Origin of the sequence: Tardibacter chloracetimidivorans, from assembly GCF_001890385.1 — a bacterium.
GTDB lineage: Bacteria > Pseudomonadota > Alphaproteobacteria > Sphingomonadales > Sphingomonadaceae > Tardibacter > Tardibacter chloracetimidivorans.
Genome location: NZ_CP018221.1, coordinates 2,551,143 through 2,572,373, shown reverse-complemented (window position 1 = coordinate 2,572,373; position 21,231 = coordinate 2,551,143). Strand labels below are relative to the sequence as shown.

Annotated in this window: 24 protein-coding genes and 1 pseudogene; 12 read left to right on the top strand and 13 right to left on the bottom strand. The window is 64.2% G+C overall.

The features are described from left to right. Positions 1-136: 136 nt before the first annotated feature. The 5 genes from BSL82_RS13310 to BSL82_RS13290 all read right to left on the bottom strand — a co-directional run bounded on the left by BSL82_RS13310 (position 137) and on the right by BSL82_RS13290 (position 1,833). Positions 137-346, bottom strand: a complete 210-nt coding sequence (locus BSL82_RS13310) for a hypothetical protein (protein WP_072597904.1) — start codon at positions 344-346, stop codon at positions 137-139. Positions 347-450: 104 nt separating this feature from the next. Continuing rightward, complete coding sequence (locus tag BSL82_RS13305) at positions 451-657, bottom strand: cold-shock protein (protein WP_072597903.1); 207 nt, start codon at positions 655-657, stop codon at positions 451-453. A 327-nt stretch (positions 658-984) separates the two neighbouring features. Further along, positions 985-1,197 (bottom strand): hypothetical protein, encoded by a 213-nt coding sequence (locus tag BSL82_RS13300; RefSeq protein WP_072597902.1) that lies wholly within the window; start codon positions 1,195-1,197, stop codon positions 985-987. Then, positions 1,194-1,436, bottom strand: a complete 243-nt coding sequence (locus BSL82_RS13295; protein ID WP_072597901.1) for a hypothetical protein — start codon at positions 1,434-1,436, stop codon at positions 1,194-1,196. The genes BSL82_RS13300 and BSL82_RS13295 overlap by 4 nt, the downstream gene beginning before the upstream one ends. Positions 1,437-1,620: 184 nt before the next feature. Then, the gene (locus tag BSL82_RS13290) at positions 1,621-1,833 is read right to left on the bottom strand and encodes a hypothetical protein (protein ID WP_072597900.1); all 213 of its coding nucleotides are present in this window, start codon (positions 1,831-1,833) and stop codon (positions 1,621-1,623) included. Positions 1,834-2,837: 1,004 nt separating this feature from the next. Here BSL82_RS13290 and BSL82_RS13280 point away from each other — a divergent pair. From BSL82_RS13280 to istB, 4 genes are read left to right on the top strand one after another with little or no spacing between them, the layout of a single operon-like run. Continuing rightward, a complete protein-coding gene (locus BSL82_RS13280; RefSeq protein WP_072597899.1) occupies positions 2,838-3,020 on the top strand; it encodes a hypothetical protein in 183 nt (60 codons plus the stop codon). Positions 3,021-3,069: 49 nt separating this feature from the next. Continuing rightward, positions 3,070-4,092, top strand: a complete 1,023-nt coding sequence (locus BSL82_RS13275; RefSeq protein WP_072597898.1) for a calcium:cation antiporter — start codon at positions 3,070-3,072, stop codon at positions 4,090-4,092. Between the two features lie 44 nt (positions 4,093-4,136). Further along, on the top strand, positions 4,137-5,702 hold the full coding sequence (gene istA / locus BSL82_RS13270) for an IS21 family transposase (protein WP_048575051.1): 1,566 nt from the start codon (positions 4,137-4,139) through the stop codon (positions 5,700-5,702). Further along, on the top strand, positions 5,635-6,369 hold the full coding sequence (gene istB / locus BSL82_RS13265) for an IS21-like element helper ATPase IstB (RefSeq protein ID WP_048575050.1): 735 nt from the start codon (positions 5,635-5,637) through the stop codon (positions 6,367-6,369). The genes istA and istB overlap by 68 nt, the downstream gene beginning before the upstream one ends. Positions 6,370-6,716: 347 nt before the next feature. Here istB and traL read toward each other — a convergent pair whose 3' ends face one another. Next, positions 6,717-7,007, bottom strand: a complete 291-nt coding sequence (traL, locus tag BSL82_RS13255; RefSeq protein WP_007406717.1) for a type IV conjugative transfer system protein TraL — start codon at positions 7,005-7,007, stop codon at positions 6,717-6,719. 61 nt (positions 7,008-7,068) lie between these two features. After that, positions 7,069-7,389: a TrbC/VirB2 family protein gene (locus BSL82_RS13250; protein WP_030541416.1), complete on the bottom strand. Its 321-nt coding sequence runs from the start codon at positions 7,387-7,389 to the stop codon at positions 7,069-7,071. A 365-nt stretch (positions 7,390-7,754) separates the two neighbouring features. Here BSL82_RS13250 and BSL82_RS13245 point away from each other — a divergent pair, with 365 nt between their 5' ends. Both BSL82_RS13245 and BSL82_RS13240 read left to right on the top strand, forming a co-directional pair. Further along, a complete protein-coding gene (locus BSL82_RS13245; protein ID WP_066549635.1) occupies positions 7,755-8,225 on the top strand; it encodes a hypothetical protein in 471 nt (156 codons plus the stop codon). Between the two features lie 124 nt (positions 8,226-8,349). Next, positions 8,350-8,856 carry a hypothetical protein gene (locus BSL82_RS13240; protein WP_047100311.1) on the top strand — a complete coding sequence of 169 codons (507 nt, stop codon included), beginning with the start codon at positions 8,350-8,352 and terminating at the stop codon, positions 8,854-8,856. 29 nt (positions 8,857-8,885) lie between these two features. On the opposite strand, the gene BSL82_RS13235 is transcribed toward BSL82_RS13240, so the two are convergent. Beyond that, positions 8,886-9,857 (bottom strand): lytic transglycosylase domain-containing protein, encoded by a 972-nt coding sequence (locus BSL82_RS13235; protein ID WP_066549636.1) that lies wholly within the window; start codon positions 9,855-9,857, stop codon positions 8,886-8,888. A 110-nt stretch (positions 9,858-9,967) separates the two neighbouring features. Here BSL82_RS13235 and BSL82_RS13230 point away from each other — a divergent pair, with 110 nt between their 5' ends. Continuing rightward, the gene (locus BSL82_RS13230) at positions 9,968-11,260 is read left to right on the top strand and encodes a DUF8535 domain-containing protein (RefSeq protein ID WP_066549637.1); all 1,293 of its coding nucleotides are present in this window, start codon (positions 9,968-9,970) and stop codon (positions 11,258-11,260) included. 17 nt (positions 11,261-11,277) lie between these two features. On the opposite strand, the gene BSL82_RS13225 is transcribed toward BSL82_RS13230, so the two are convergent. Further along, positions 11,278-11,574 carry a hypothetical protein gene (locus tag BSL82_RS13225; RefSeq protein ID WP_007406701.1) on the bottom strand — a complete coding sequence of 99 codons (297 nt, stop codon included), beginning with the start codon at positions 11,572-11,574 and terminating at the stop codon, positions 11,278-11,280. A gap of 200 nt (positions 11,575-11,774) precedes the next feature. Between BSL82_RS13225 and BSL82_RS20550 the strand changes: the two genes are divergently transcribed. Both BSL82_RS20550 and BSL82_RS13220 read left to right on the top strand, forming a co-directional pair. Then, positions 11,775-12,188, top strand: coding sequence for a hypothetical protein (locus BSL82_RS20550; RefSeq protein WP_125970947.1), 414 nt, complete (start codon positions 11,775-11,777; stop codon positions 12,186-12,188). 144 nt (positions 12,189-12,332) lie between these two features. Then, positions 12,333-12,737, top strand: coding sequence for an SGNH/GDSL hydrolase family protein (locus tag BSL82_RS13220; protein ID WP_066549656.1), 405 nt, complete (start codon positions 12,333-12,335; stop codon positions 12,735-12,737). Positions 12,738-12,799: 62 nt separating this feature from the next. Here BSL82_RS13220 and BSL82_RS13215 read toward each other — a convergent pair whose 3' ends face one another. The 4 genes from BSL82_RS13215 to BSL82_RS13200 all read right to left on the bottom strand — a co-directional run bounded on the left by BSL82_RS13215 (position 12,800) and on the right by BSL82_RS13200 (position 15,579). Further along, positions 12,800-13,678 carry a trypsin-like peptidase domain-containing protein gene (locus BSL82_RS13215; protein ID WP_226998465.1) on the bottom strand — a complete coding sequence of 293 codons (879 nt, stop codon included), beginning with the start codon at positions 13,676-13,678 and terminating at the stop codon, positions 12,800-12,802. 64 nt (positions 13,679-13,742) lie between these two features. After that, positions 13,743-14,252 (bottom strand): Hsp20/alpha crystallin family protein, encoded by a 510-nt coding sequence (locus tag BSL82_RS13210; RefSeq protein WP_066549638.1) that lies wholly within the window; start codon positions 14,250-14,252, stop codon positions 13,743-13,745. 69 nt (positions 14,253-14,321) lie between these two features. Beyond that, entirely contained in the window at positions 14,322-14,828 is a 507-nt protein-coding gene (locus BSL82_RS13205; protein ID WP_066549639.1) for an Hsp20 family protein, read from the bottom strand. Positions 14,829-14,922: 94 nt separating this feature from the next. Continuing rightward, positions 14,923-15,579 (bottom strand): HdeD family acid-resistance protein, encoded by a 657-nt coding sequence (locus BSL82_RS13200; RefSeq protein ID WP_174609209.1) that lies wholly within the window; start codon positions 15,577-15,579, stop codon positions 14,923-14,925. A gap of 899 nt (positions 15,580-16,478) precedes the next feature. Between BSL82_RS13200 and BSL82_RS13195 the strand changes: the two are divergent. From BSL82_RS13195 to BSL82_RS13185, 3 genes and pseudogenes are all read left to right on the top strand, one after another. Then, positions 16,479-18,432 (top strand): annotated as a pseudogene (locus tag BSL82_RS13195) (Tn3 family transposase). Between the two features lie 76 nt (positions 18,433-18,508). Continuing rightward, the gene (locus BSL82_RS13190) at positions 18,509-19,624 is read left to right on the top strand and encodes an IS110 family RNA-guided transposase (protein WP_030092861.1); all 1,116 of its coding nucleotides are present in this window, start codon (positions 18,509-18,511) and stop codon (positions 19,622-19,624) included. 769 nt (positions 19,625-20,393) lie between these two features. Continuing rightward, positions 20,394-21,026: an RNA polymerase sigma factor gene (locus BSL82_RS13185; RefSeq protein ID WP_066550609.1), complete on the top strand. Its 633-nt coding sequence runs from the start codon at positions 20,394-20,396 to the stop codon at positions 21,024-21,026. Positions 21,027-21,231: the final 205 nt, after the last annotated feature.

The following is a 21,231-nucleotide window of genomic DNA, read 5'->3' as shown; positions in this document are numbered from 1 at the left end:
GAGCAGCTGGCCCAGCTGCCCATCAATTGCTCATCACCGAGCAGGATCTCGTAATCCGAACCGTGGCGGATCAGATAGAGCTTTTCTCCACCGGGAACGTCGCCGCTGTCGATCAGAATGCCTGACGGCTCCGGTGCTACTTGGATGCGAATTCACCGGGCGCTGCGCCGAACTGCTGCTTCGCATGCGTTCGAGCTGCCGTAGCGCTCCTGAACGTCTCAGGCTGCAGTGTCGATGTGACGATCGGATAATTCTGTGAGTTGAAGCGCGTTTGACGGACCGTGATCCGGAACTGGCCTTCCTCATCTTTCGCGATCAGAAACGGTGCGATCGTGGGTCTCGACATAGTTGTCTCCCGCGCGGTCGGCGGCTCTGCCGCCTCAGCTGAACTCAACTGGAGCATTGGCTCACAGAAGACGTGGCGGACACCCGAGCATCCGCCACACTCAATCAGGCGTCCTGCAGGTTCACAGCGGACGTCTTGCCGCGACGGTCGGTCTCCAGCTCGTAGCTCACGCGCTGGTCCTTGTTGAGCGTGCGCAGGCCAGCACGCTCCACTGCCGTGATGTGAACGAAAGCGTCGTCACCGCCGGTCTCAGGCGCGATGAAGCCATAGCCCTTGTCGGCATTGAAGAATTTCACGGTGCCGGTGATCATGAGGATTTCCTCGTCCCATGGTGTCGAGCATGCGCCAAGGCGGCGCATCTCGGCGTCTTGAAGCTAGAAAGGGACAAGGGGAGCCTGAGCGGCCCAATATCCGTCGCAGGCGACGTTCAGCTGAACCCATATAGGGGACCTCCCTGAGAAACGCCAGCTGCTGAGTCGAAGTTTGGTCGCCGGCGCAGTTTGGAGAGATCGCAATCCACGTTCAAATTGGATTGAGCGACTTTTCTTCCTCTCAAGTTGGTACGCATCGCCCTTTACCGGCTGAACCTCCTCGATACATCGCGAGCGAAAGCTTCGACCGGATCCGCGGATGGCGAGTTAGTCCTCTTCAGTCTTTCCGCCCCTCGCCTCCGCTTGATCGATCGTTGCAAGTAGCGCGGCGAAGTCAGTGCCCTCCTGCAGGGAGTAGACGCGGCGGATCCCTGCCCCAAGAACGTCCAGATCGCTGCCGGCGAGCAGGCCGATCGCCACGATCCGCCCGCTTTTTGCTGTCATGGCTTCGTGACCCATCTTGTCGAATGAACCGTTCACCAGCCGATTCGCGTCAGCAGTTCGGCGATCCGCTTTGAACCGACCAGAACGACCGCTTCTTCCCAATTTGAGAGTTGCACTGCGTCAGCACACTCGATCCGAGCAACCGACTGCCGCTCGGCCTCCAGGAAGCTCCAAGCTCGAACACACCCCCGCAGCGTGCCAACTTGGGCTCCCGGTCCCCCTGCTTCGATCAGGCGGGCATTGGACGCCCACGGGATACGCATCTCGTCGCTCAAAGGCTTAGCTGCTTTTCACGGCAGCAGGCGTGCCCTTTGTGGATGGATTCGACGCATTCTGCTTAGGGGGACCAGCCTTCTTGGGCTTGCGTGCTTCCTTGTTACCCTTCTGACCCTTAGACATCGAACAATCTCCATTCTGCTGATCTGAGCGGTACAGCATCAGTTCTCGTGGCGGCGCCGGCTATTCCGTCGGATGCGCCTCGTTGAAGGCGGCCAAGCGTCCCTCTGCCTGTCGAAATATGCGCATGAGGTGCGCCATGCCGCCGCGCGCCGGATCGAGCTTTCCGGTCTGGAAGTCGTCCAACACACGGGAGTGGCGGCGGATTACTGCCTCCTGCAGCGAGTGGCGCTTAGCCTCTATGGCGCGCGAGCTGTTGTCGTTGTTGTGGATCATGAGATCGTTTCCTTGAGCGGAGATGGCGCTGGCGCTGCCGGGCCAGGTAGATTGGCTAGGGCCCTGCCGTCCGCTTTGGAGGAGCCAACCAACTTGTGGCAGTCGGGGCGTAGCCGAGCGGGCCAGTCTCACTTGGCGAGCGCCGAAGAAGCTAGCGGGCCGCAGCCAGCGGCGCGGATCGCTCAAGTTCCGCCGCGTAGAGGCGAGCCATCTGGCGATGGGCATGACGTGAGGCGACACAGGCAGCCGCATCAGCTCGCGTCATTTCGACCTGCTGACGGTGAAGAAGATAGTCGAGGGGCATAGAATGTGCTCCGGCATCAAGCGGGAGCGCATGTGTCTCTCAGGCGCTGGCGAGCTCAGGGACATCTGCCAGCGATAGGAGCTTGTAACACGTGCCGGGAGAAGCGCCTAATCAACACCGCCTACTTTGAATCTGACGGGTAGCGAGGGCATCAGGAGCTCCCTTCATCGCGCCCGGCGTGGCATGCGACTGACCGTGCCAGCGATAACTTTACCTGCATAAGCGTCAGCAATCGTCTGGGCCGCCGCGACGTTCTTCATGACGACGCGAGTGCCGCTAGGATGCAGTGGTTCGATCGAACTGATTGCCATCCTGTGCTCGGCGCAGGTCCGCTCCACGTGGTCCTGCGTAGCGTCGATGTTGATGGCGCGTGACATCCGAAAGCCTTTCTTCGCCGGCGGGCGAACCCCGCGGTGCCTCGGGGCGCGGAGACTGCGCGCCGGGTGATGAAGCATGAGAGGGATGAGGGAGGCTGGAGCTGCCCCGATCCATCGCAGGCGACGATCACGGTGATAGGTGGTGATCGCGGCCGGGTTCTGAAAGGTGAGGCGACGAATAGTTTCCGCGACGGAGTCCATGCGAGCATTGTCATGGTTCCGCGCCGCCGAACCCCCATATAGGCCTTATCGCTCCGCCCTCACGAGCAACGAAGCGACTGAGAGACGCGTCGCGCTCCCGCTCACTCCGAGGATGAAGAAGCATGAGCGAACCCAGCGTCCTAGTGCCTCCCGCGCCAACGGAGCTGTCGGACAGCGAACTGGCCGAGCTCGGTATCACGCGCGTGGCCGCCGAATTTTTCGAAGTTGGACCCTATCGCTACTCGAAACTGGTCGATGCGATTGCACAGGTGCAGCGCCAGCATCGGACCGCGTCTGTCGGATAGCGCCCCGTTCGCGCGGTCGCGCTGGGCGGTGCCCTCAGCGGCAACCGCTGTGACTCTCCGCCTCGCGGCTGGGTGGAGCGCCGTAGCCGTTTTCCTGTCCCCCAGCGGGATCGGCAAGGTTCAGCTGCATCAATCCGCGCTGGGCCCACTCGTCTTTCTATGGCTGCTGGGCGTAATCATCTGGTGCGCGTTCGGGGTTGTCGCCGAGGCGGAGAAGCTGGCTCACCGCCTCGGCGAGCCGATTGGCACGCTGGTGCTAACGCTCTCGATCGTGATCATTGAGGTGGTGCTGGTCGGCGCGGTCATGCTGAGCGGGTCGCACGTCCCGACGCTCGGTCGCGACACGATGTTCGCCGTGCTGATGATCGTCCTCAACGGCGTCGTCGGTCTTGGCCTGCTCGTTGGCGGCATCCGCCACCGCCAGCAGAGCTTCAACCTTGAGGGCGCGACCTCCTATCTCGCGCTGATCATTCCGCTCTCGCTGATCGCTCTGGTGCTGCCGAACTTCACGCTCTCTGCAGCGCACGGCCGGCTCTCGCTTCTACAGGCGCTGTGCTTCTCAGCCTTCACTGTCCTGCTCTACGGGCTTTTCCTGTGGCTCCAGACCGGACGGCACAAGGGCTTCTTCCGCCCGGCGGATGGCGTCGATCCGCTCCCGCCAGTCGCGGCTTCATCCGGAACAGACGCGATCGCCGTCTCGACGGGAAAGAGCGTCCTGTTCCTGCTGCTCAACCTGCTGCCGATCATACTGCTGTCCAAGAGCCTCGCCAAGCAGCTCGACGCCGGCATCTCGCACCTTGGGGCGCCGGCTCCGCTCGCGGGCATTGTCGTCGCGATGATCGTATTTACGCCCGAGGGCATCTCCGCCTTGAAAGCCGTGGCGCGCAACGAGCTCACCCGGGCGATCAACCTCTGCCTGGGCGCGGCCGCCTCTACGGTCGGTCTCACCGTGCCGGCCGTTCTCATCATCGGGCTAATCACCGGCGAGCCGGTGATCCTGGGGTGTGAATCGGCGTGGAATATTGACCCCGTTGAGGGCGGATCGGCTTCCAAAATTGACCCCCTGAACTGACGTGGTTCACGCTCGTCGCTTTTGTGCGAGGGCGGTCGGGGAGAATGCTGGTCGTGGAGACGGTGGCGCGGATCCGGCGCGAATATTTCGTCAAGGGCAAGACCATCAAGGAAATCGTCCGGGACCTTGGGGTGTCTCGGAACACGGTGCGCAAGGTGGTGCGGTCGGAGCGAACGGACTTCACCTATGAGCGCGCGGTGCAGCCGCTGCCCAAGCTGGGGCCGTGGTCTGCGGACCTCGAGCGGCTGCTGGAGAGCAACGAGCGCAAGCAGCGCCGTGAGCGGCTGACGCTGATACGGATTTACGAAGAACTCCAGGGGCTCGGCTATCGCGGCGGCTATGACGCGGTTCGTCGCTATGCGGCGGGCTGGCAGCGCGAGCGGTCGGCGATGACGGCGGCGGCGTTCGTGCCGCTGAGCTTCGCGCCGGGGGAAGCCTATCAGTTCGACTGGAGCCACGAGGTCGTCGTGCTGGCGGGTGTGACGACTACGGTGAAGGTCGCGCACATGCGGCTCTGCCACAGCAGGATGTTCTTCGTGCGGGCCTATCCCCGCGAGAGCCAGGAGATGGTGTTCGATGCCCATGACAGGGCGTTCGCCTTCTTCGGCGGCGCCTGCCAGCGCGGCATCTACGACAATATGAAGACGGCGGTGGACGCCATCTTCCTTGGCCGCGAGCGGCAGTACAACCGGCGCTTCCAACAGATGTGCGGGCATTATCTGGTCGAGCCGGTGGCATGCACACCGGCGTCGGGCTGGGAGAAGGGCCAGGTCGAGAACCAGGTCGGTCTGGTGCGCGAGCGCTTCTTCACGCCGCGTCTGCGCTTCAAGAGCTATGACGAGCTCAATGCCTGGCTGCTCGACCGCTGTGTCGCCCATGCCAGGCGGGCGCTCCACCCGGAGATCAAGGACCGGACCGTCTGGGAGATATTTGAGGGGGCTGACCGTCCGGCGCTGATAGCCTACCGGGGGCCGTTCGATGGCTTTCATGCGCTGCCGGCGTCGGTTTCGAGGACCCTGCTGGTCCGCTTCGACCACAACAAATATTCAGTCCATGCGAAGGCGCTCGGGCGCCCGGTCGAGGTCCACGCCTATGCCCAGCGCATCGTTATCCGGCAGGACGGTGAGGTGGTGGGCGAGCATGCCCGCCGGTTCGGGCGCGACCAGACCATCTATGACCCCTGGCATTATGTGCCGGTGCTGGCCCGCAAGCCTGGCGCGCTGAGAAACGGCGCTCCGTTCAAGGACTGGGAGCTGCCCGCCGCGCTGGGACGGATAAGGCGGCGCCTGTCGGCCCATAGCGATGGTGACCGTCAGATGGTCGGCATCCTGGCCGCGGTGACGACCGATGGGCTGGAGGCGGTCGAAGCGGCCTGCGCCGAGGCGCTGGCGGGCGGCCCTGTCAGCCGGGACGTGGTGCTCAATATCCTGACACGCCAGCGCGAGCTGCCGCCACCCGCCAACATCACGACGCCCGACGCGCTCCGGCTGCGCCACGAGCCCGCCGCCGACTGTGCCCGCTATGACAGCCTGAGGAGCCACCATGGAACGCCACGACATATTGGAGATGATGGGAACGTTGAAGCTTGCCGGCATGCGCCATGCCTATGACGAGGTCATCGCCGATGCGGTGAAGCGGCAGCATAGCGCTCAGCGGGTCGTCGGGGATCTGCTCAAGGCGGAGATCGACGAGAAGCACGCTCGCTCCATCAAATATCAGATGACCATCGCCAAGCTGCCGTTGGCCAAGGAACTGGCCGACTTCGATTTCACCGGAACGCCCATCAACGAGGGATTGGTGCGCGAACTCGGCAGTGGGGCCTTTCTCGAAGCCCAGCGCAATGTCGTGCTGGTCGGAGGGACCGGCACCGGCAAGACCCATCTCGCCATTGGCATAGGGCGGGCCTGCGTCCGCGCCGGCGCCAGGGTCCGCTTCTACAACACCGTCGACCTGGTGAACCGCCTCGAGGCCGAGACCAGGGCTGGCAGACCAGGGCGTATCGCCGACCACCTGTCGCGCCTCGACCTGGTCATCCTCGATGAGCTCGGATACCTGCCCTTTGCGATGTCCGGGGGGCAGCTGCTGTTCCACCTGGTCAGCCGGCTCTATGAGCAGAGCTCCGTCATCGTCACTACCAACCTGGCCTTTGGCGAATGGCCGTCCGTCTTTGGCGATGCCAAGATGACGACCGCGCTGCTCGACCGCCTCACTCACCACTGCGACATTGTCGAGACCGGCAACGAGAGCTGGCGCTTCAAGACACGCGAAGCCGCCTGACCCCTTCCCCCGGACCCCCATCCCCCGAGTTGACCCGGTGGGTCCACAGGTACCTCCCACGGTCGCCGCCGCCTGCGCTCCTGACGGCGCGCGGCGTCGACCGCGGGTCCCTCCTATGGACTACCGGGACAACTCGAACTGCCAATTCCAAGGGGGTCACTTTTGGACGCCGATAGGGGGTCAGTTTTCCGGGCCGATTGACATGGAGGACGATCTCGCGGTCTCGCGAGATGCCGAAGGCGAGCAGCAGCGCTGTTATCGCCGCAAGCGCGCCTGCGACCACGACCAGGAAGTTGCGCTGGCGAAGAACCCGCTGGTTGCTTGCGTGGCTGAATGCGAGGTCCATCTCAGCCCGCCATCAGTCGGAGATAAGAGGGTGGCGTGGCCCTCAGGCCGGTGAAGCCGGCCGGAAGATGCCAATAGGCCAGATGGAGCAGCCAAGACGCGGCACGACCCGCTTTTGCCTTTTTCAATCCCCACCAGCCGGCGAATGCCAACGCCGTTCCGATGACGATGTGCTGGGTCATGATCCCCCAGACGAATGGCGTAACCATCGCCAGGAACTCATCCAGCGTCCACAGCCCGATCAGTTCTGGATCGTCCAGATGAGATGGGATCGCGTACTTGTCTGCGGCCATTGCACCACCCTCCCCCTGTGCGGCGCCGAGGCTGCCACCCCGACGCGCCAGGCTCGTTGCGTTAGATCGTCGCCGTCACCGTCGAGGTGACGATCGGAATGCCCGTGCCGGCGCCGACACCGACGCCGACCGGAATGGCGATCTGACCCATGGAGAAGCGGCCCGAGGCGAGCGCCACGATGCCGCCGGCGAGCGACAGCACGGTAATGACCTTGCCGCCCGACCCCTCGAGAAAGTCGGTGAACTTCGTGAGGGCCGTGTCGAACGTGGTATCCGCCCCGGCAAAGGCCGGCCCGGCGAACCACAGGAGCGCGAACAGCATCACAGCGAGGGCGAGGATCGCCATCTCCATGCGCCCGCTCCGATTCAGCAGAGACTGCATAAGAGTTTTCCCTTCGATGGAGACGCGGCACCTCCGCGCCCAATTGAAGGGTGGGTCCCCAACGACTTTCGCTACAACCGGCTTTTGTTGGAACCGCCGGGCTCTCGGCGGATTTATCTAGCGGCCGTGCCTAAAGAACCTTCGGCAGAGCCAAACATCGTCCGCGAACAACGATTCTTCATCTTGATTCGCGGACACCTTGTCCCGGCTTTCAGGCGCGCTGTCCGCGGTTGCGGACCCAGGTCCGGCTTTGCGGGCAAGTCCCTGTGCGGGTACACTTGGCTCGCCCCGGACGAGTCGTATAGGGCGATGTCACTTCACCTTGGCGACTTCAGCCGAAGCCAGGCAAGCAAGGACATGCGGGAATGGGCGGGCAGGCAATGCGGGGGTACACCCTCGACGTATCCGAGTATCTGTTTCGGCTGACCACCGAGAGTCTGCGGATTCACTCCAATCAGACACGGCGCTACCAGTCGCTCGGGAACCTCGTGAACGCGCGCGCCACCGCCGGCGCCGCAGGCGCGATCGAGCAGCACGACGTGGAAACGCTGCGCAAGCACCTCGAGAAGGTGCCGACCAAGGGCCCGATCCGCATCCATCTAAGCATCACGAAGACGAGCGCGGAAAGCCTGACGGAGGCCAAGCGGCGACTCGAAAAGCATCTCGGATCGGCCCTGACGGTCGGCGACGCTATCTCCATGCTGCTGTTCGATTATGTGGTCGAGCAGGGCACCGCCAAGCTGTTGAGCAAGATCGGAATCGACGAGCAAAAGCCGCCAAAAGGCGCGCGCGGGCGTGGTCGTGACGAGGGCGAAAAGGTTGTGCGAATTAGATAAATTCGGTTGTGAGGGGTGCGCGGGCTTTTCTCGAAGGGCTTGCCAAGATCGATAAGGTTTGATTGTGTCGCTCTGTCCGCAAAAAGGACTGCGGGGGCGAAAAGTGTCATCGCTTACGAATCGAATGGAGCAGGAGCTGCCCCTCGAGGCAGAAGCTGAAGCAGCGGCCGACTATGTGCCGATGATCATGCGCGCGATGGAGGCCAACGACATCGGCATCCGGACGATGGCGCTGCGCTCAGGTATCAAGAAGAGCAGGCTCGGCACGATCCTTCACCGGGACCCGGAGAAGCGCGCCTCGATGACCTTGCCGGAATTCCAGGCGATCCTCAGGGCCCTTAACATCGACCTCATGCAGGCAGTCATCAGCGTCGAGATGACCCGCGAGATGGAGCTCGTGCAGGACGATCGCTTCACCGCACTCGTGGCGATGCTGAGCACCTTGTTCAAAGGTCTGCCCCACCGGCTCGTCGAGGCTCTTCAGGAGCTCGAGGGCATGGACGGCAGCGAAATCCGCAGCGAGTGGGGCACCTATTTCCAGTCGGCGGTCATCAAGCGGATGGTCACCGAGATCACGGCGGTCCTCCAGCGTCGCTCGCAATTCGGCTCGGGGCGCGACCCGCTTCTCTAGCGCGGCACCCGTGCGATCGGCACGACTTCTCAGAAGCTCGACACCGTGGCGGCGCGAACGAATGGTTCACGGCGCGGTGCCGGCGATGCACTCGTCTGGATGGTCGCAACTCTCGAAATGCCGCTGAGCCGAGACCAGTTGAGCAGGACGTTCGAGACATAATCCTGGGTCTCGACGATCCGCGGCACACTCCCGTTCCTGACGCGCCCGGGCCCGGCATTGTAGGCCGCCAAGGCGAGGTGATAGGCACCGAACCGGTCGAGCTGCTGACGCAGATACCGCGCTCCGCCACGAAGATTCTGCTCCACGTCGTAGCGGTTCACGCCAAGACCGGCGGCCGTCCCAGGCATCAGCTGCGTGAGGCCAAATGCGCTTTTCGGGGACACCGCGGAGGCGTTGTAGCGGCTCTCCCGAATGATCATCGCATCGAACAGCCCGACTGGAATCCCGTATTCGCAGGCGACGTTGCTCATCATCGAGAAATATGTCTGGCGGCGGACTTCGGCATCGGCGGGCAGGAAGCCGCTTCGCCGGTAACCCGTCGGCGAGCATCCGGGGACGAAGGTCGTGGCAGCCGCAGCGAAAACCGGGCCGCCGCGCATCCATGCCGGCACGGCGATCGCGGAAAATGGAGCAAATGCCGCCGTCTGACTGGCCGGGGCGCCGAGCTGGGCAACACCGACCGGGGCAAAGGGGTCCTCCTCCGCGACCGCCGTCGTTGCGCCGGCCTCTGCCGCGAGTCTTTCACCCATCTGATACTCGACCCAGCGACGGCTCAGATCGTGGACCCGGAAACCCTCCACATCCGCTATGACGGCCTCGGCCGGACCCTCCATGCTGGGCTCGGCCGTCCCATCCTTACCGTCGGCGGCGACGTCCGACCGCCCCGTCATGCTGATCAGCTGGACGCTGCGCACCGGCGAAGCGGCGCGTTGGGTCGCCGCGAGCGCGGCCCCGCTATCAACGATGAAAAGTGTGCTCGCGAGCAACAACGCACGCATATCAAACCTCCCTGACCCCTAGTTCAGGAAGTTGAGATCAGGCGATTTGTAGTTGTCAATTCCCCGGAGCGGGCAAACTATGGCTGCATTGGATCGCCCGAAACTGGATCATGTGGCTGATTGACCGAGACACGGATGGCGGCGGCCCCCGGATCGCGCTGCCCGCTCCGCTCCGCGAGGCGCTGGTGCGTTGGTACATCGGCCAGGGATCGCCTGGCGATGAAGAGGCAGGAATCACGCTCGTCCAGAACGCCCGCATCGGCGCCAAGTGGATCGCCTGTGATTGCCTGGCCGCGGACGATCCGCCGCCGATACTTACGCCCGCCTTCCTGTCGGAGGCGGAGACCTATTATCTCCGCCGGCTGACCAGCGCGAAGCGACCCGACCACCGCGCCGACTGCCCCTTCTTCCGGGATCAGGTCACCCATCGCATCTCGGAGGTCCGATCGCGCGAAACGCCGGCGGCGCCTCCCGAGGGCTTCTTCGAGGTCCTGCGGCCTGCCCCCAGCAAGCTCGCGCAACAGCCCGAGAGCGACGCCAGCGACGATCGCACGCGCCACGCCTCGGTGCCTAGGCTGGCCCGGCTGCTATGGCGCCTCCTCGACGTTGCAGGGACGACCCGGGCTTTTCCCTTGTCGGATGGCGCGGAGGAGCCTTCGATCAAGCGGGAGTTCGATGCTCTAGTGAAGGCGAGCAGCAGGATCGAGATCGCGCCCGGCGTCGAGCTCAGCCGCGCCTTCTGGACCCACGCCGATGCCCTGCACAGCCGGCGCGCCTATGCGGTTCTGAGGCGTCTCTCCGGAGACTGGCCTCCCGGCCACGCGCCGCAGGCGTTCTTCGCGCTCTTCTCGCATCAGATCACCGGCCATGTCATCGAGACCGCCGACAACCGGCCAGTGCGCGTCGCCAATCGGGTGCAATCCCCGTCGGTGCGGGGCAACCTGGTCCGTGGCCCCTTCCTCGTGATCGTCGTCGCTGGTCAATATCCCGAGGCGCGTGGCTATGCTCCGCTTCGCGCCTACGCGCAGCCGATCTACTCGGGGCAGCGCTTCATCCCGGTCGAGTCCGAGTTCGAGCGCAGCCTGCTGCGCGAATTGCTGTCGATCCAGCGCAACCTTCACCGGCATGGCATCGATGCCGCGATCGAAAAGCCCGTGTTCGATATTCTGACGCCGCTCGGCCCTGCGCGACCGGACTTCCTGATCGAGGCGCGCTCGCGGATCACCGGGGAGATCAAGCGTCTGGCGATCGACGCCATCGACCACGGTGACGACGAGCATGACGGATCGAGCACCAGCGGGCATTCCCGCATGCGCGAGATCGCTCCGCTGCTCTGCCTCAGTTCCGGCGACCTCGAGCTGGGCCGGGTAGCGCGAAAGGTTGCCGCCGCCCTGGACCTGTGAGTTGAGCCCCGTGCTTCTCAGCTCCAGCGAAGCGTCATCGCGAACCCGCCCACAATGGCGATGATAACCGGCGTCGAGCGAAAGTAGAGCCGTTGCCACAGCCACCAGAGCTTGGGCACGAAGAGGATTGCTTGTCGAACGCTCCGAACTTCTTCCCAGGCGCGTTCGCGGCAGACCTGCACTCCAGCGCCGACAATCGACAATGCGAGGGCGATCGCACAGCACATCGCCGTAGCAGCATAGAGGGCTGCCCAGTTCGCCAGTTCGAGTTGCGTTAGCTGCGCCATTTCGACCGTACCTACTCGCACCGCCATCCAGGTAAGTGTCTGCCCTCGTCTCGGTTCCTACAATCGTTGCTGGCCGCCAAAGTCTGGCCTCCGACCCTTGACGGGGCGCGGAAGAATACTAGCTCGACTGACGCCGAACGCCATAGCGGGTTCGGCTGGGACTAGAGGGCGCCGGCTCTCTCTCCGGCGCATCTCATGCCCGAATTGCTCATGTAGAGGATTTGGATATGAGGACGATTATTCGCGATCTGATCCGCGGGCGCCGGCGCGTTGCTGCCGATAGCTCCCACGACAACTCGCTCCGCCATCTGGAGAGCCAGACGCCACCCTCTCGATCGGAGGTGCGTCGCTGGCCTTCGCGCGCGATGAAGGTGCTGACGTCGGCAATCGTCGGTCTGCTGGCGCTCTTCGGCATGTCCCTTACCCCCGCCGCGGCTCAGGTCTGGGCGCCGCCGCCGGCGTGGGGGCCGGGCTGGCATCATTGGACCGGCCATCATCGCTGGGCGCCAGGATGGCGCGGCCCAGTGTGGATAGCTGAACCAGGCCCTCGTCATGGTTGGTATCGCTGGCACGGCCGGTGGTACCGGCATTGCGGGTGGCGCTGGGAAGCGCCGCATCTCCGCGTGTGGCGCTGCTACTGACGCGTTGGCCCGACCCGCGGCAGTCGGGCCAACATCGACCACGTGGCGATGGACCGCGACCATGCCCAGCAAACTGCGCATCGGGCTAGACGGATTTGCTCGCTAAGCATGCCTTCCGCCGACCGGAGGCCGAGGGAAGCTTTGATGTTCGAGTGTCTGATTCTTGGGGACAGCACGGGCGTCGGCACCGCGCAGGCGATAAACGCGCGCTACGAACGCCATTGTGACGTTCAGGCCGCAGAGCGGGCCACGGCCGCCCAGGTCCTTTCCTGGCGAAGACCGGGAAAGCGCTACAATACCTGCATCTTCTCGATGGGCTCCAATGACATGGCCGGACCGGCTCTCGCCGCCCGCCTCGCTGAGATACGTGCGCAGTTCTGCTTCAACCGTGTGATCTGGCTGCTGCCATACGCCCGCCCACAAGCCTACACCGTCAGCTCCGTCGCTGCTCGCTTTGGTGACGAGACCCTGGATCTCGGCCGCTTCCGCTCCCGCGACGGCGTTCACCCGCTTCGGTACGGGGACGTGGCCGCGGCCTTGCTAAAATAGCGTCGGAGCGGCGTGGCGCCGCTGACGATGGATTTTGGAGCGGGGAAGAACAGAGCGGGAAGTCAGCTATCGGCGGCAGCAGCCAGCCTCGTGCCCGCGATCCGTTCGACAACTCTCCGCGCAACGTCGGAAGGCACAGCGAGCCCGATGCCGACATTTCCGCCGCTGGGGCCGATGATTGCGCTGTTGATGCCGATGACCTCGCCGCGCATGTTGATCAGCGGCCCCCCCGAGTTCCCTGGATTGATCGGGGCATCGGTCTGAACATAGGGCGGCCCCCCCGCGGACGGCGCCCGTACCGCGCTGATGATGCCGGCGGTGACGGTCTGGCCCACCTCGAAGGGGTTGCCGATCGCCACGACATAGTCGCCGACATGGGCCTTCGCTGACTCGCCGAGCGGCAGGGCCTTCAGCCCTCTTGCGGGGATTCTCAGGACGGCGATGTCGGTCAGTGGATCGCTCCCGAGCAGTTCCGCCTCGACCTGTCGATCGCCGATGCCGACAGCGATTGCGCGCGCATGTGAGACGACATGCTGGTTGGTCACCACCAGCCCGCGTTCGGCGTCAACCACAAACCCCGATCCGGCCGATATGCGCGGCGCGAGGGCTTCGTCAGGAACACCAAGAAAGAGGCGGTAATAGGGATCCCGGAGCAGAGGGTTCTGCGCATAGGGCGAACTCTGCAGCACGGCGATGTTGACCACCGCAGGCGCGACCCGCTCCACCAGCGGCGCCAGCGTCAATCGGTTGAGGGGAACGGCATCGCTCGATATCGCCCGTTGCCCGGTCGCTTCAGCCGGGGCGGTGCTCGTCAGCATCTCGACGGCCGCGCCGCCAAGGGTTGCGCCAACGAACGTGAGCACCAAAGCCCATGCTGCCCAGATGCCCCTGGATTGCCGGTGGGATCGAACCATGACTGTTCCCTCTGCTTCGTCCTCCACCAGCCGGCGTAGCGAGCGTGTGTTTCGAAATCCGCGCACCGGCGGCGCCGGCGCGCGGTATCGATCAGTGCTGCGTCGCGCCGTCGCCGAGCGGTATCCTGCGACCGCGCGTCGTCCGCTGCGACTTGGGCATTCGCACCGTCAGCACGCCATCGCGTAGCACGCCCTGGCAGTTCTCCTCGTCGGCGCCGTCGGGCAGCACGATCGAGCGTTCGAAACGGCCATAGTAGCGTTCGGACCAGCCGCGATCCTTGTCCTGGTGCTCGGACTTCTTCTTGCCCCGAAGCGTCAGCACGCCATCGTCCACGGTGACGTCCACATCCTTCTCGGTCAGGCCGGGAAGCTCGGCGGTGACGATCACCTGATCATCGGTCTCCTTAACCTCCAGATACGGCCAGCTCTGCACATTGCTGGAGAGGCCGATGCCGCCCACGAGCGGTGCCCGGAAAAAGTCCTCGAACAGGCGATCCATCTCTCGGCGGAGCTGGACATAGGGGCTGCGCTCTTCGTCGCGGAAGAGCGCGGGCGCCGGGTTCTCCTGCCGGCGCCACGGAATCAAATCACGCATCGACATGATTCGTCTCCTTGGTTGCTGGCGAAGAGGGCTCGCCGCCCCGAACGGCGCGGCGAGCCCGGTTCGGCATCAGGCAGCTTCGCGCTGCTTGGCGCCGTCGTTGGCCTTCTCGTTATTGTTCGCGGACGAGTCCTCGATCCGGCGGGCATTTTCACCAGCCGCGCCGATGCTGATCTTCCGCGGCTTCATCGCCTCGGGGATCTCGCGCACCAGCTCGATCGAGAGCATGCCATCCTTGAGCTCCGCATTCTTCACCTGAACATAATCCGCCAGGCCGAAGCGGCGCTCGAAGTCACGCGCGGCGATGCCGCGGTGGATGTAGCGGCTTTCCTCGCTTTCCTGCTTGCGACCAGAGACCACGAGCAGATTCTGCTGTGCGGTCACTTCGATCTCGCCGGGGCGGAAGCCGGCCACCGCCATGTTGATGCGGTAGCGGTCCTCACCTTCGCTCACGAGATCGAACGGCGGATAGTTGTCGGTAACCTGCGAAGTCAGACCGTTCTCGAGCAGGTCGAACAGCCGGTCGAACCCGACAGTCGAACGCCGGAGCGGGGTGAAGTCATAGTTGGTCCTCATAAACAAGTCCTCCTTTGAGCAACGAGTGTATGAAGAGCGTCCGAGAGAGCGGACGCACTCTCCATGCCGGGTCCTGTCGGCACCCGGCAGGAGTTTATTTGGTTTCGTCAGAACGGCTTTCAAGACCATTCTCAACAGCCTGAAGTCGCTTCAGGCGGATGCCGAGGCTGATCAGCGTAAAGCCGGCGAAGAAGGCCCAGGCCGCAATCACCCACGCCACCGAGAGGATGCTAGCGATCGGGTAGAGCCACAGCATGGCCCACACCCACACACCCAGCAGGATCGACAGCGCGCCAGAGATCCCGAGCAGCCATTCGCCCTTGATCTCCTTGCGCAGCCGGATAGCGGCGGCGATCTCAAAAGCACCGGTAAGGAACGCCCAGGCGATCAGCACGCCCAGCGTGACCAGCGCATAGCTTAGGGTTGCGAGCTCGGGCATCAGCGCAACGGCCACCGCGGCCGCGATGCCGATCACGCCGCGCAGGACCATCGCCCACCAGCGATCCTCCTTCTTCGTCGCCCCCCGTACACCCGCGATCAGCGACAGGATGCCGTCTGCGCCGGCATAAGCGGCAAACACGAGGGTGAAAGCGAACAGAGCATTCAGCGGAAACAGGATAGTGACTACGCCCAGCAATAGGGCCAGGGCACCACGGAACACAATCCAACCCCAGTTCCGCCTCAGCAGCGCAGAACCCCGAGCATAAGCGCTCCCCGTGGAGAAGGGGGAGGCAAAAGACATTGCGGTCATATGATCTCTCCCAGTTCAACAGCGGAGGCCGACACGGGAGCCCTGATCAGGCACTTCCGCGCCGGCGACCATCACTCGCAGAAATAGGTGAGGCCGGTATGATTTGAATAGGAGGGCGCATACGAAAACAGCGGGCGCCGGCTGGCAATGAAGCACGGCAAGGATCTCCAACCCTTCGGCTTTGAAGAACGGGTGCTTGGCAAGCAATGCGACCGCCGCGCCGGATATCTTGGGTCGTCGCGCCCCCCCTGGAACCAACAGGGTAAAAACTGCGCACCTCTGGTAAAGATCAGCTACAACCCGAAATTCACTTCAGTAAACCGTTATCGCGATGCGCTGGCATTGTCCGCCTGCTGCATCGACACTCGAACGTCTCGCTCTCATCGCCCGAACGCAAGCGCGCAAAGCCGCCAATATCGGTCTGATCCGCGACTGTTCGGCCGAACAAGAAGCTGCATTGGAGCAGCTTGTCACCTCTGACGATCACGGCCGCACCCCGCTTGGCTGGATACGCGACTGGTCGGAATCTCCCTCGGCATCGAACCTGAAAGCCCTTGTCGCTAGGCTTGACACGGTGAGGGCCATCGGGATCACGGCGGACCGCGCCCGCCGCATCCATGCCGCACGCTATGCCGTGATCGCGCGAACCGCCGGCGTCGTCACCGCCCAGCACCTTCGCCGTCTCGAACGGTCTCGACGCCTTGCGATGCTCACGGCATTCGCCATCGAAATGGAAGCAGCGTTGACCGACGCCGCACTTGTCATGGTCGAAAAGATGGTGGGATCGCTGTTCCGCCGCGCCGATCGCACCCGATCGGATCGATTACTGGGGCAGGCAAAGCTGCTAAAGGACACCGCGCGCGTTCACGTTCAACTCGGCCGCCTACTGCTCAACGCCTATGCCGATGGGGGCGATGCCTTCGCGGCGATCGAGGATCGTATGGGGTGGGATGAACTCGTGCGCAGCGTCCGCTGCGCGGAGGATCTCACCCGGGCAGGCGACGACGGCCTTGAGGAAGTGGTGGAGCGCTACCCCCGCTGCCCGCAAGTTCGCGCCGACCTTCCTCGCCGCGTTCACCTTTCGCGCGTCGCGTGCAGGCGACCCGCTGCTCTCGGCCGTCGAGACGCTGAAGAAAATGTATCGTGATGGCCGTTCGGTCCTCCCGAAGCAGGTTCCGACGAGCTTCATCAAGCCGCGCTGGCGCAAGGTCGTGCAGTCGGAGGGAGGAACGATCGACCGGCGGGCCTATGAGATAGCGGTGATCGTCCATCTGCGCGAGCGCATCGGCTCAGGCAGTATCTGGGTGGACGGCAGCCGGGCCTACCGGACGCTCGACGACTATCTCCTGCCCGTGCCAGCGTTCGAGAACATGCGCGCGGACAACACTCTCAATCTGGCCGTGGTGCCCGACTTTACGGCATGGATCGACGAACGGCGGACACTGCTGACCAAGCGCATGAGCGAGGTCGAGCGGGCGGCGGAGGCAGATGAGTTGACCGATGTCACCATTGAGCGCGGGCAACTGCTGATTTCTCCCTTCCGCCGCATCGTATCCGACGATGCCGAGACATTGAAGGCCAGACTCTACGCGATGCTGCCGCGCGTGCGGATCACCGATCTGCTGGTCGAGGTGGCGGCTTGGTCCGGCTTCTCCGATCACTTCGTCCATGTCCGAAGCGGAGCGCCGGCCTCAGATCAATCCGCGCTGATGGCGGCGATCTTGGCCGATGCAACCAATCTTGGGCTGGGCCGCATGGCGGAAAGCTCACGCGGGCTGACCCTGGCGCGCCTGCGCTGGACGGCGGAATGGCATGTGCGCGACGAAACCTATCTCTCGGCGCTGGCGGCGATCGTCGATTGCCACACCGCGCATCCGTTGGCGAGCGTATGGGGGCCAGGCGATACATCGTCGTCTGATGGACAGTTCTTCCGGGCAGGCGGGCGCGGGGAAGCGCGGGCCGATCATAATGCCCGCTACGGTTCGGAACCCGGCGTGCTGTTCTACACCCATGTGACCGACCGATTCACGCCGTTCCACACCAAGGTCATCGCCGCCAATGCCGGAGAGGCCGCCCACGTTCTCGATGGCTTGCTGGATCATGAAAGCGAACTGGTGATCCGGGAGCACGCGACGGACACCGCCGGCGCCGTCGATCATGTGTTCGGGCTTCGCCATCTGCTCGGTTTCCGCTTCGCCCCGCGTATCCGCGATCTCAACGAGCGCCGCCTTTACGGCCTATCACCGCTCGACCCCTGGCCGACCCTTCGCGCACTTGTCGCCGGTCCGATCAATGTTCGCGCCATCGAAGAGAATTGGGACGAAACCTTGCGTCTCGCAGCTTCAATCCGCGCTGGCACTGTCAGCGCCTCGGCCATGCTGCGCAAGCTCTCCGGCTATCCGCGCCAGAACCCCGTCGCGCGCGCCTTGCGGGAGATCGGGCGGATCGAGCGCACCCTGTTCATGCTCGACTGGTTCGATGATCCCGAACAGCGCCGCCGCACCGGCAGCATTCTCAACAAGGGCGAGGCACGCAACGCGCTCGCCCGCGCGATTTTCTTCAACCGTCTCGGCGAGCTGCGCGACCGCACCTTTGAGAACCAGCGACATCGGGCATCCGGCCTGACCCTCGCTACCGCAGCCGTGACGTTATGGAACACCGTCTATCTCGATCGCGCCATTCGTCATCTGCGTAATAACGGCATCGAGGTGCCAGACGAGTTGGTTACCCATGTCGCCCCCCCTGGGCTGGGAGCATATTGGCCTCACCGGCGACTATCTCTGGAGCGAAATCGACAAACCCCGTGATCGGTTCAGACCCTTGCGCATCCAACCAACATGGCGCCAGCCTTAGACCCCATGACTGCCGGAGCCTCGAGGGCTCAAATCTGAGATGCTGACGATGGATTTGTCAGCACTGGAGGCGAGTCATGACGGAGACAGTAAAATACGTCGGTCTGGACGTGCACAAGGAAACCATCGCGGTCGCAGTTGCCGATGAAGAGCGCGGAGGCGAGGTGCGTTTCGTCGGTACGGTTGCCAACGAGGACGATGCGGTCAGAAAGCTGGTCAAGCGGCTGACGGCGCCGGGCGTGAGGTTGAGCGTCTGCTACGAGGCTGGTCCTTGCGGCTATGGCCTGCACCGGCTGCTGACGAAACTGGGGCAGGCTTGTATCGTCATCGCTCCCTCGATGATGCCACGACGGCCAGGTGATCATGTGAAGACCGACCGGCGTGACGCAATGACCCTGGCCCGACTGTTGCGTGCCGGCGAGCTTACCGCGATCTGGGTTCCGGACGAGGCGCACGAGGCGGTGCGTGATCTGATCCGCGCCCGACGCAGCGCACAGGAAGATGCCACCGGGGCCAAACAGACCGTGCGTAGCTTCCTGCTGCGGCACGATCGTCGTTTCGGCGGCAAGGCGGCCTGGACGAAGATGTATTGGCGGTGGTTGTCCGAACAGCGGTTCGACTTCCCCCATCAGCAGCTGGCGTTCGAGGAGATGCAGAAGCGGGTCCTGGAGGCGCAGGCGCGGGTTGGACGGCTCGAGGCGGCGCTGGGCGAAGCGGTGGATGCATGGCGTTTCGCGCCGCTGGTCCGCAATCTTCAGGTCCTGCGCGGCATCAGGCTGGTCAGCGCCGCGACGCTGGTCGCCGAGGTCGGTGATCTGACCCGCTTCGACAATCCCAAGCAGTTGATGGCCTATGTCGGCTTGGTGCCGTCCGAGCATTCCAGCGGTGCCCGGACCAAGCGTGGTCGGATCACGCGCGCGGGTAACGCGCAGGCACGCACCATGCTGATCGAGGCTGGCTGGTCGTATCGACTGCCCGCTCGCGAGGAACGCCGCTATCGTGAGCGCGTCATCGACTTACCCGAAGAGATCCAGGCGATTGGATGGAAGGCGCAGGTTCGTCTCTGCCAGCGCTACCGTCGCCTCGCGGCCGCAGGCAAGCCCCAGCCCAAGGTGACCACCGCGATTGCGCGTGAACTGGTCGGCTATGCTTGGGACATCGCCCGACGCGTACCACCGGCGGTCGCCGCTTGATCTTCCAAACAGCAGTGAGAGGAGGCGCCAGCACACCACCTGCATAGCCTTGGCCGGCGTGCCGCGGGCACCCGACTGTGATGGGCAATCCACGGTGTACGGTGGGGCAGGTTCGTCCGACGCCCGAACTTAGACGGAGGATAGGCCCAGCGACGGATACGGGTAGTGCGGTAACCAACCCGCGGATGAGAGCGTGATCAATCGTCGTCGATCAGGCGCCCGCGGCACACCCGCCAAGGTCAATGCGACCGCTGGTCTAGCGGCCAGCGAAGGAGTAAACTCGGCCAGCGTCTCGGACGGCAGTCATGAGAGCGTACGTTTTTGTCCATCCTCTCACCGGACCCCAGCCCTGGCGACCATCGGCCAACCGTAGCGCTCCGCATTCTAGCTGGAAATGGTTCAGCGGGACAGGATGCCGGCGGTCCCTTGCACGTCTGGCGTTCGCCTGTGAGCGCTACGGCGGCGATGGTCATGGCGCGCGCGTGTCGAAATGGACGCTCTGGAAAAGCCTCGCGCCAGATTTTCTCGGCCATCGATGCAAGCTCCTGCGGCGTCGGCGGCCGAGCCTCACGAATGCACGCTATCAAGGCGCGCGGAAACAGGCGCTCCATCGTCTCTCTCCGATTGCGATATGGAAGCCCCATAGCACGCGCGCAGCCCCGATCGACCGAGACGGGACGAAGCGGGCCTTGAAGCGGTCTGGCTGGCAACATCGGCGGCTCGCACCCCCTATATCTTGAGGGCAGGAGAGCCCTGCCCGGAGAATGAGATGCCGCCCGATGTGCCTGCCCGTGTTCCCTTGCCGATCGCCATGCCCGATGATGCGTTCGGAGCAGCGCTGATCGAGCAGGCGGCGGCGCTAAGCGCCTATGCGCGGCGACTGACTGGAGGCGGCGCCGATGCCGACGACCTTCTGCAGGACACCATGCTCCGGTGCTGGACCGCGCGCGCCAGCTTCGCGGCGGGAACAAGCCTCGCCGCCTGGGCGCGGACCGTGATGAAGAACAGCTTTCTCACCGGTCGCCGCCGCGCCCGCTTTCATGCCGACCTGCCCGAAGAGGCGCGCGACCGCATGCTACGGGTGGACGAGACCCAGAGCCTCGCCGTCTGGCTGCGGGATACGGATTGGGCGCTCAGCGAGCTTCCGCCCCACCAACGCGAGGCGGTGCTGCTGGCGAGCCAGGGCGTGTCCATCGAGGATGGCGCGGCGCAGCTCGGCATTGCCCCAGGCACATTCAAGAGCCGCATCGCACGCGGGCGGACTCGGCTGCGCGCCCTCATCGAGGAGCGATCGACGCCGCTGCTGGCCGACAGGACCGATCGCGATATGCACCCACCAGCGGCCAAGCGGCCCATCCACCTGCGGAAAAAACGGGACTGGCGGGGCGTCAAGATCGGCTGATCCCCGGTGTGCCTGTCAGCTTATTGCTTTTCTTAACAGTTTGCCGGTAGCGTGCGCGCACCTGCGGAGACGCGGGTGGAGGCGTGGAAACCTCCTGAAACACGAGCCGGTCGAGCTTCATCGACCGGGTGGCGGGCGCGCATGTCCAAGCCACCCGGCCAAAGGCGTCCGCGCCTGACGTGTTTCAGGTTTCCAACACCTGGTT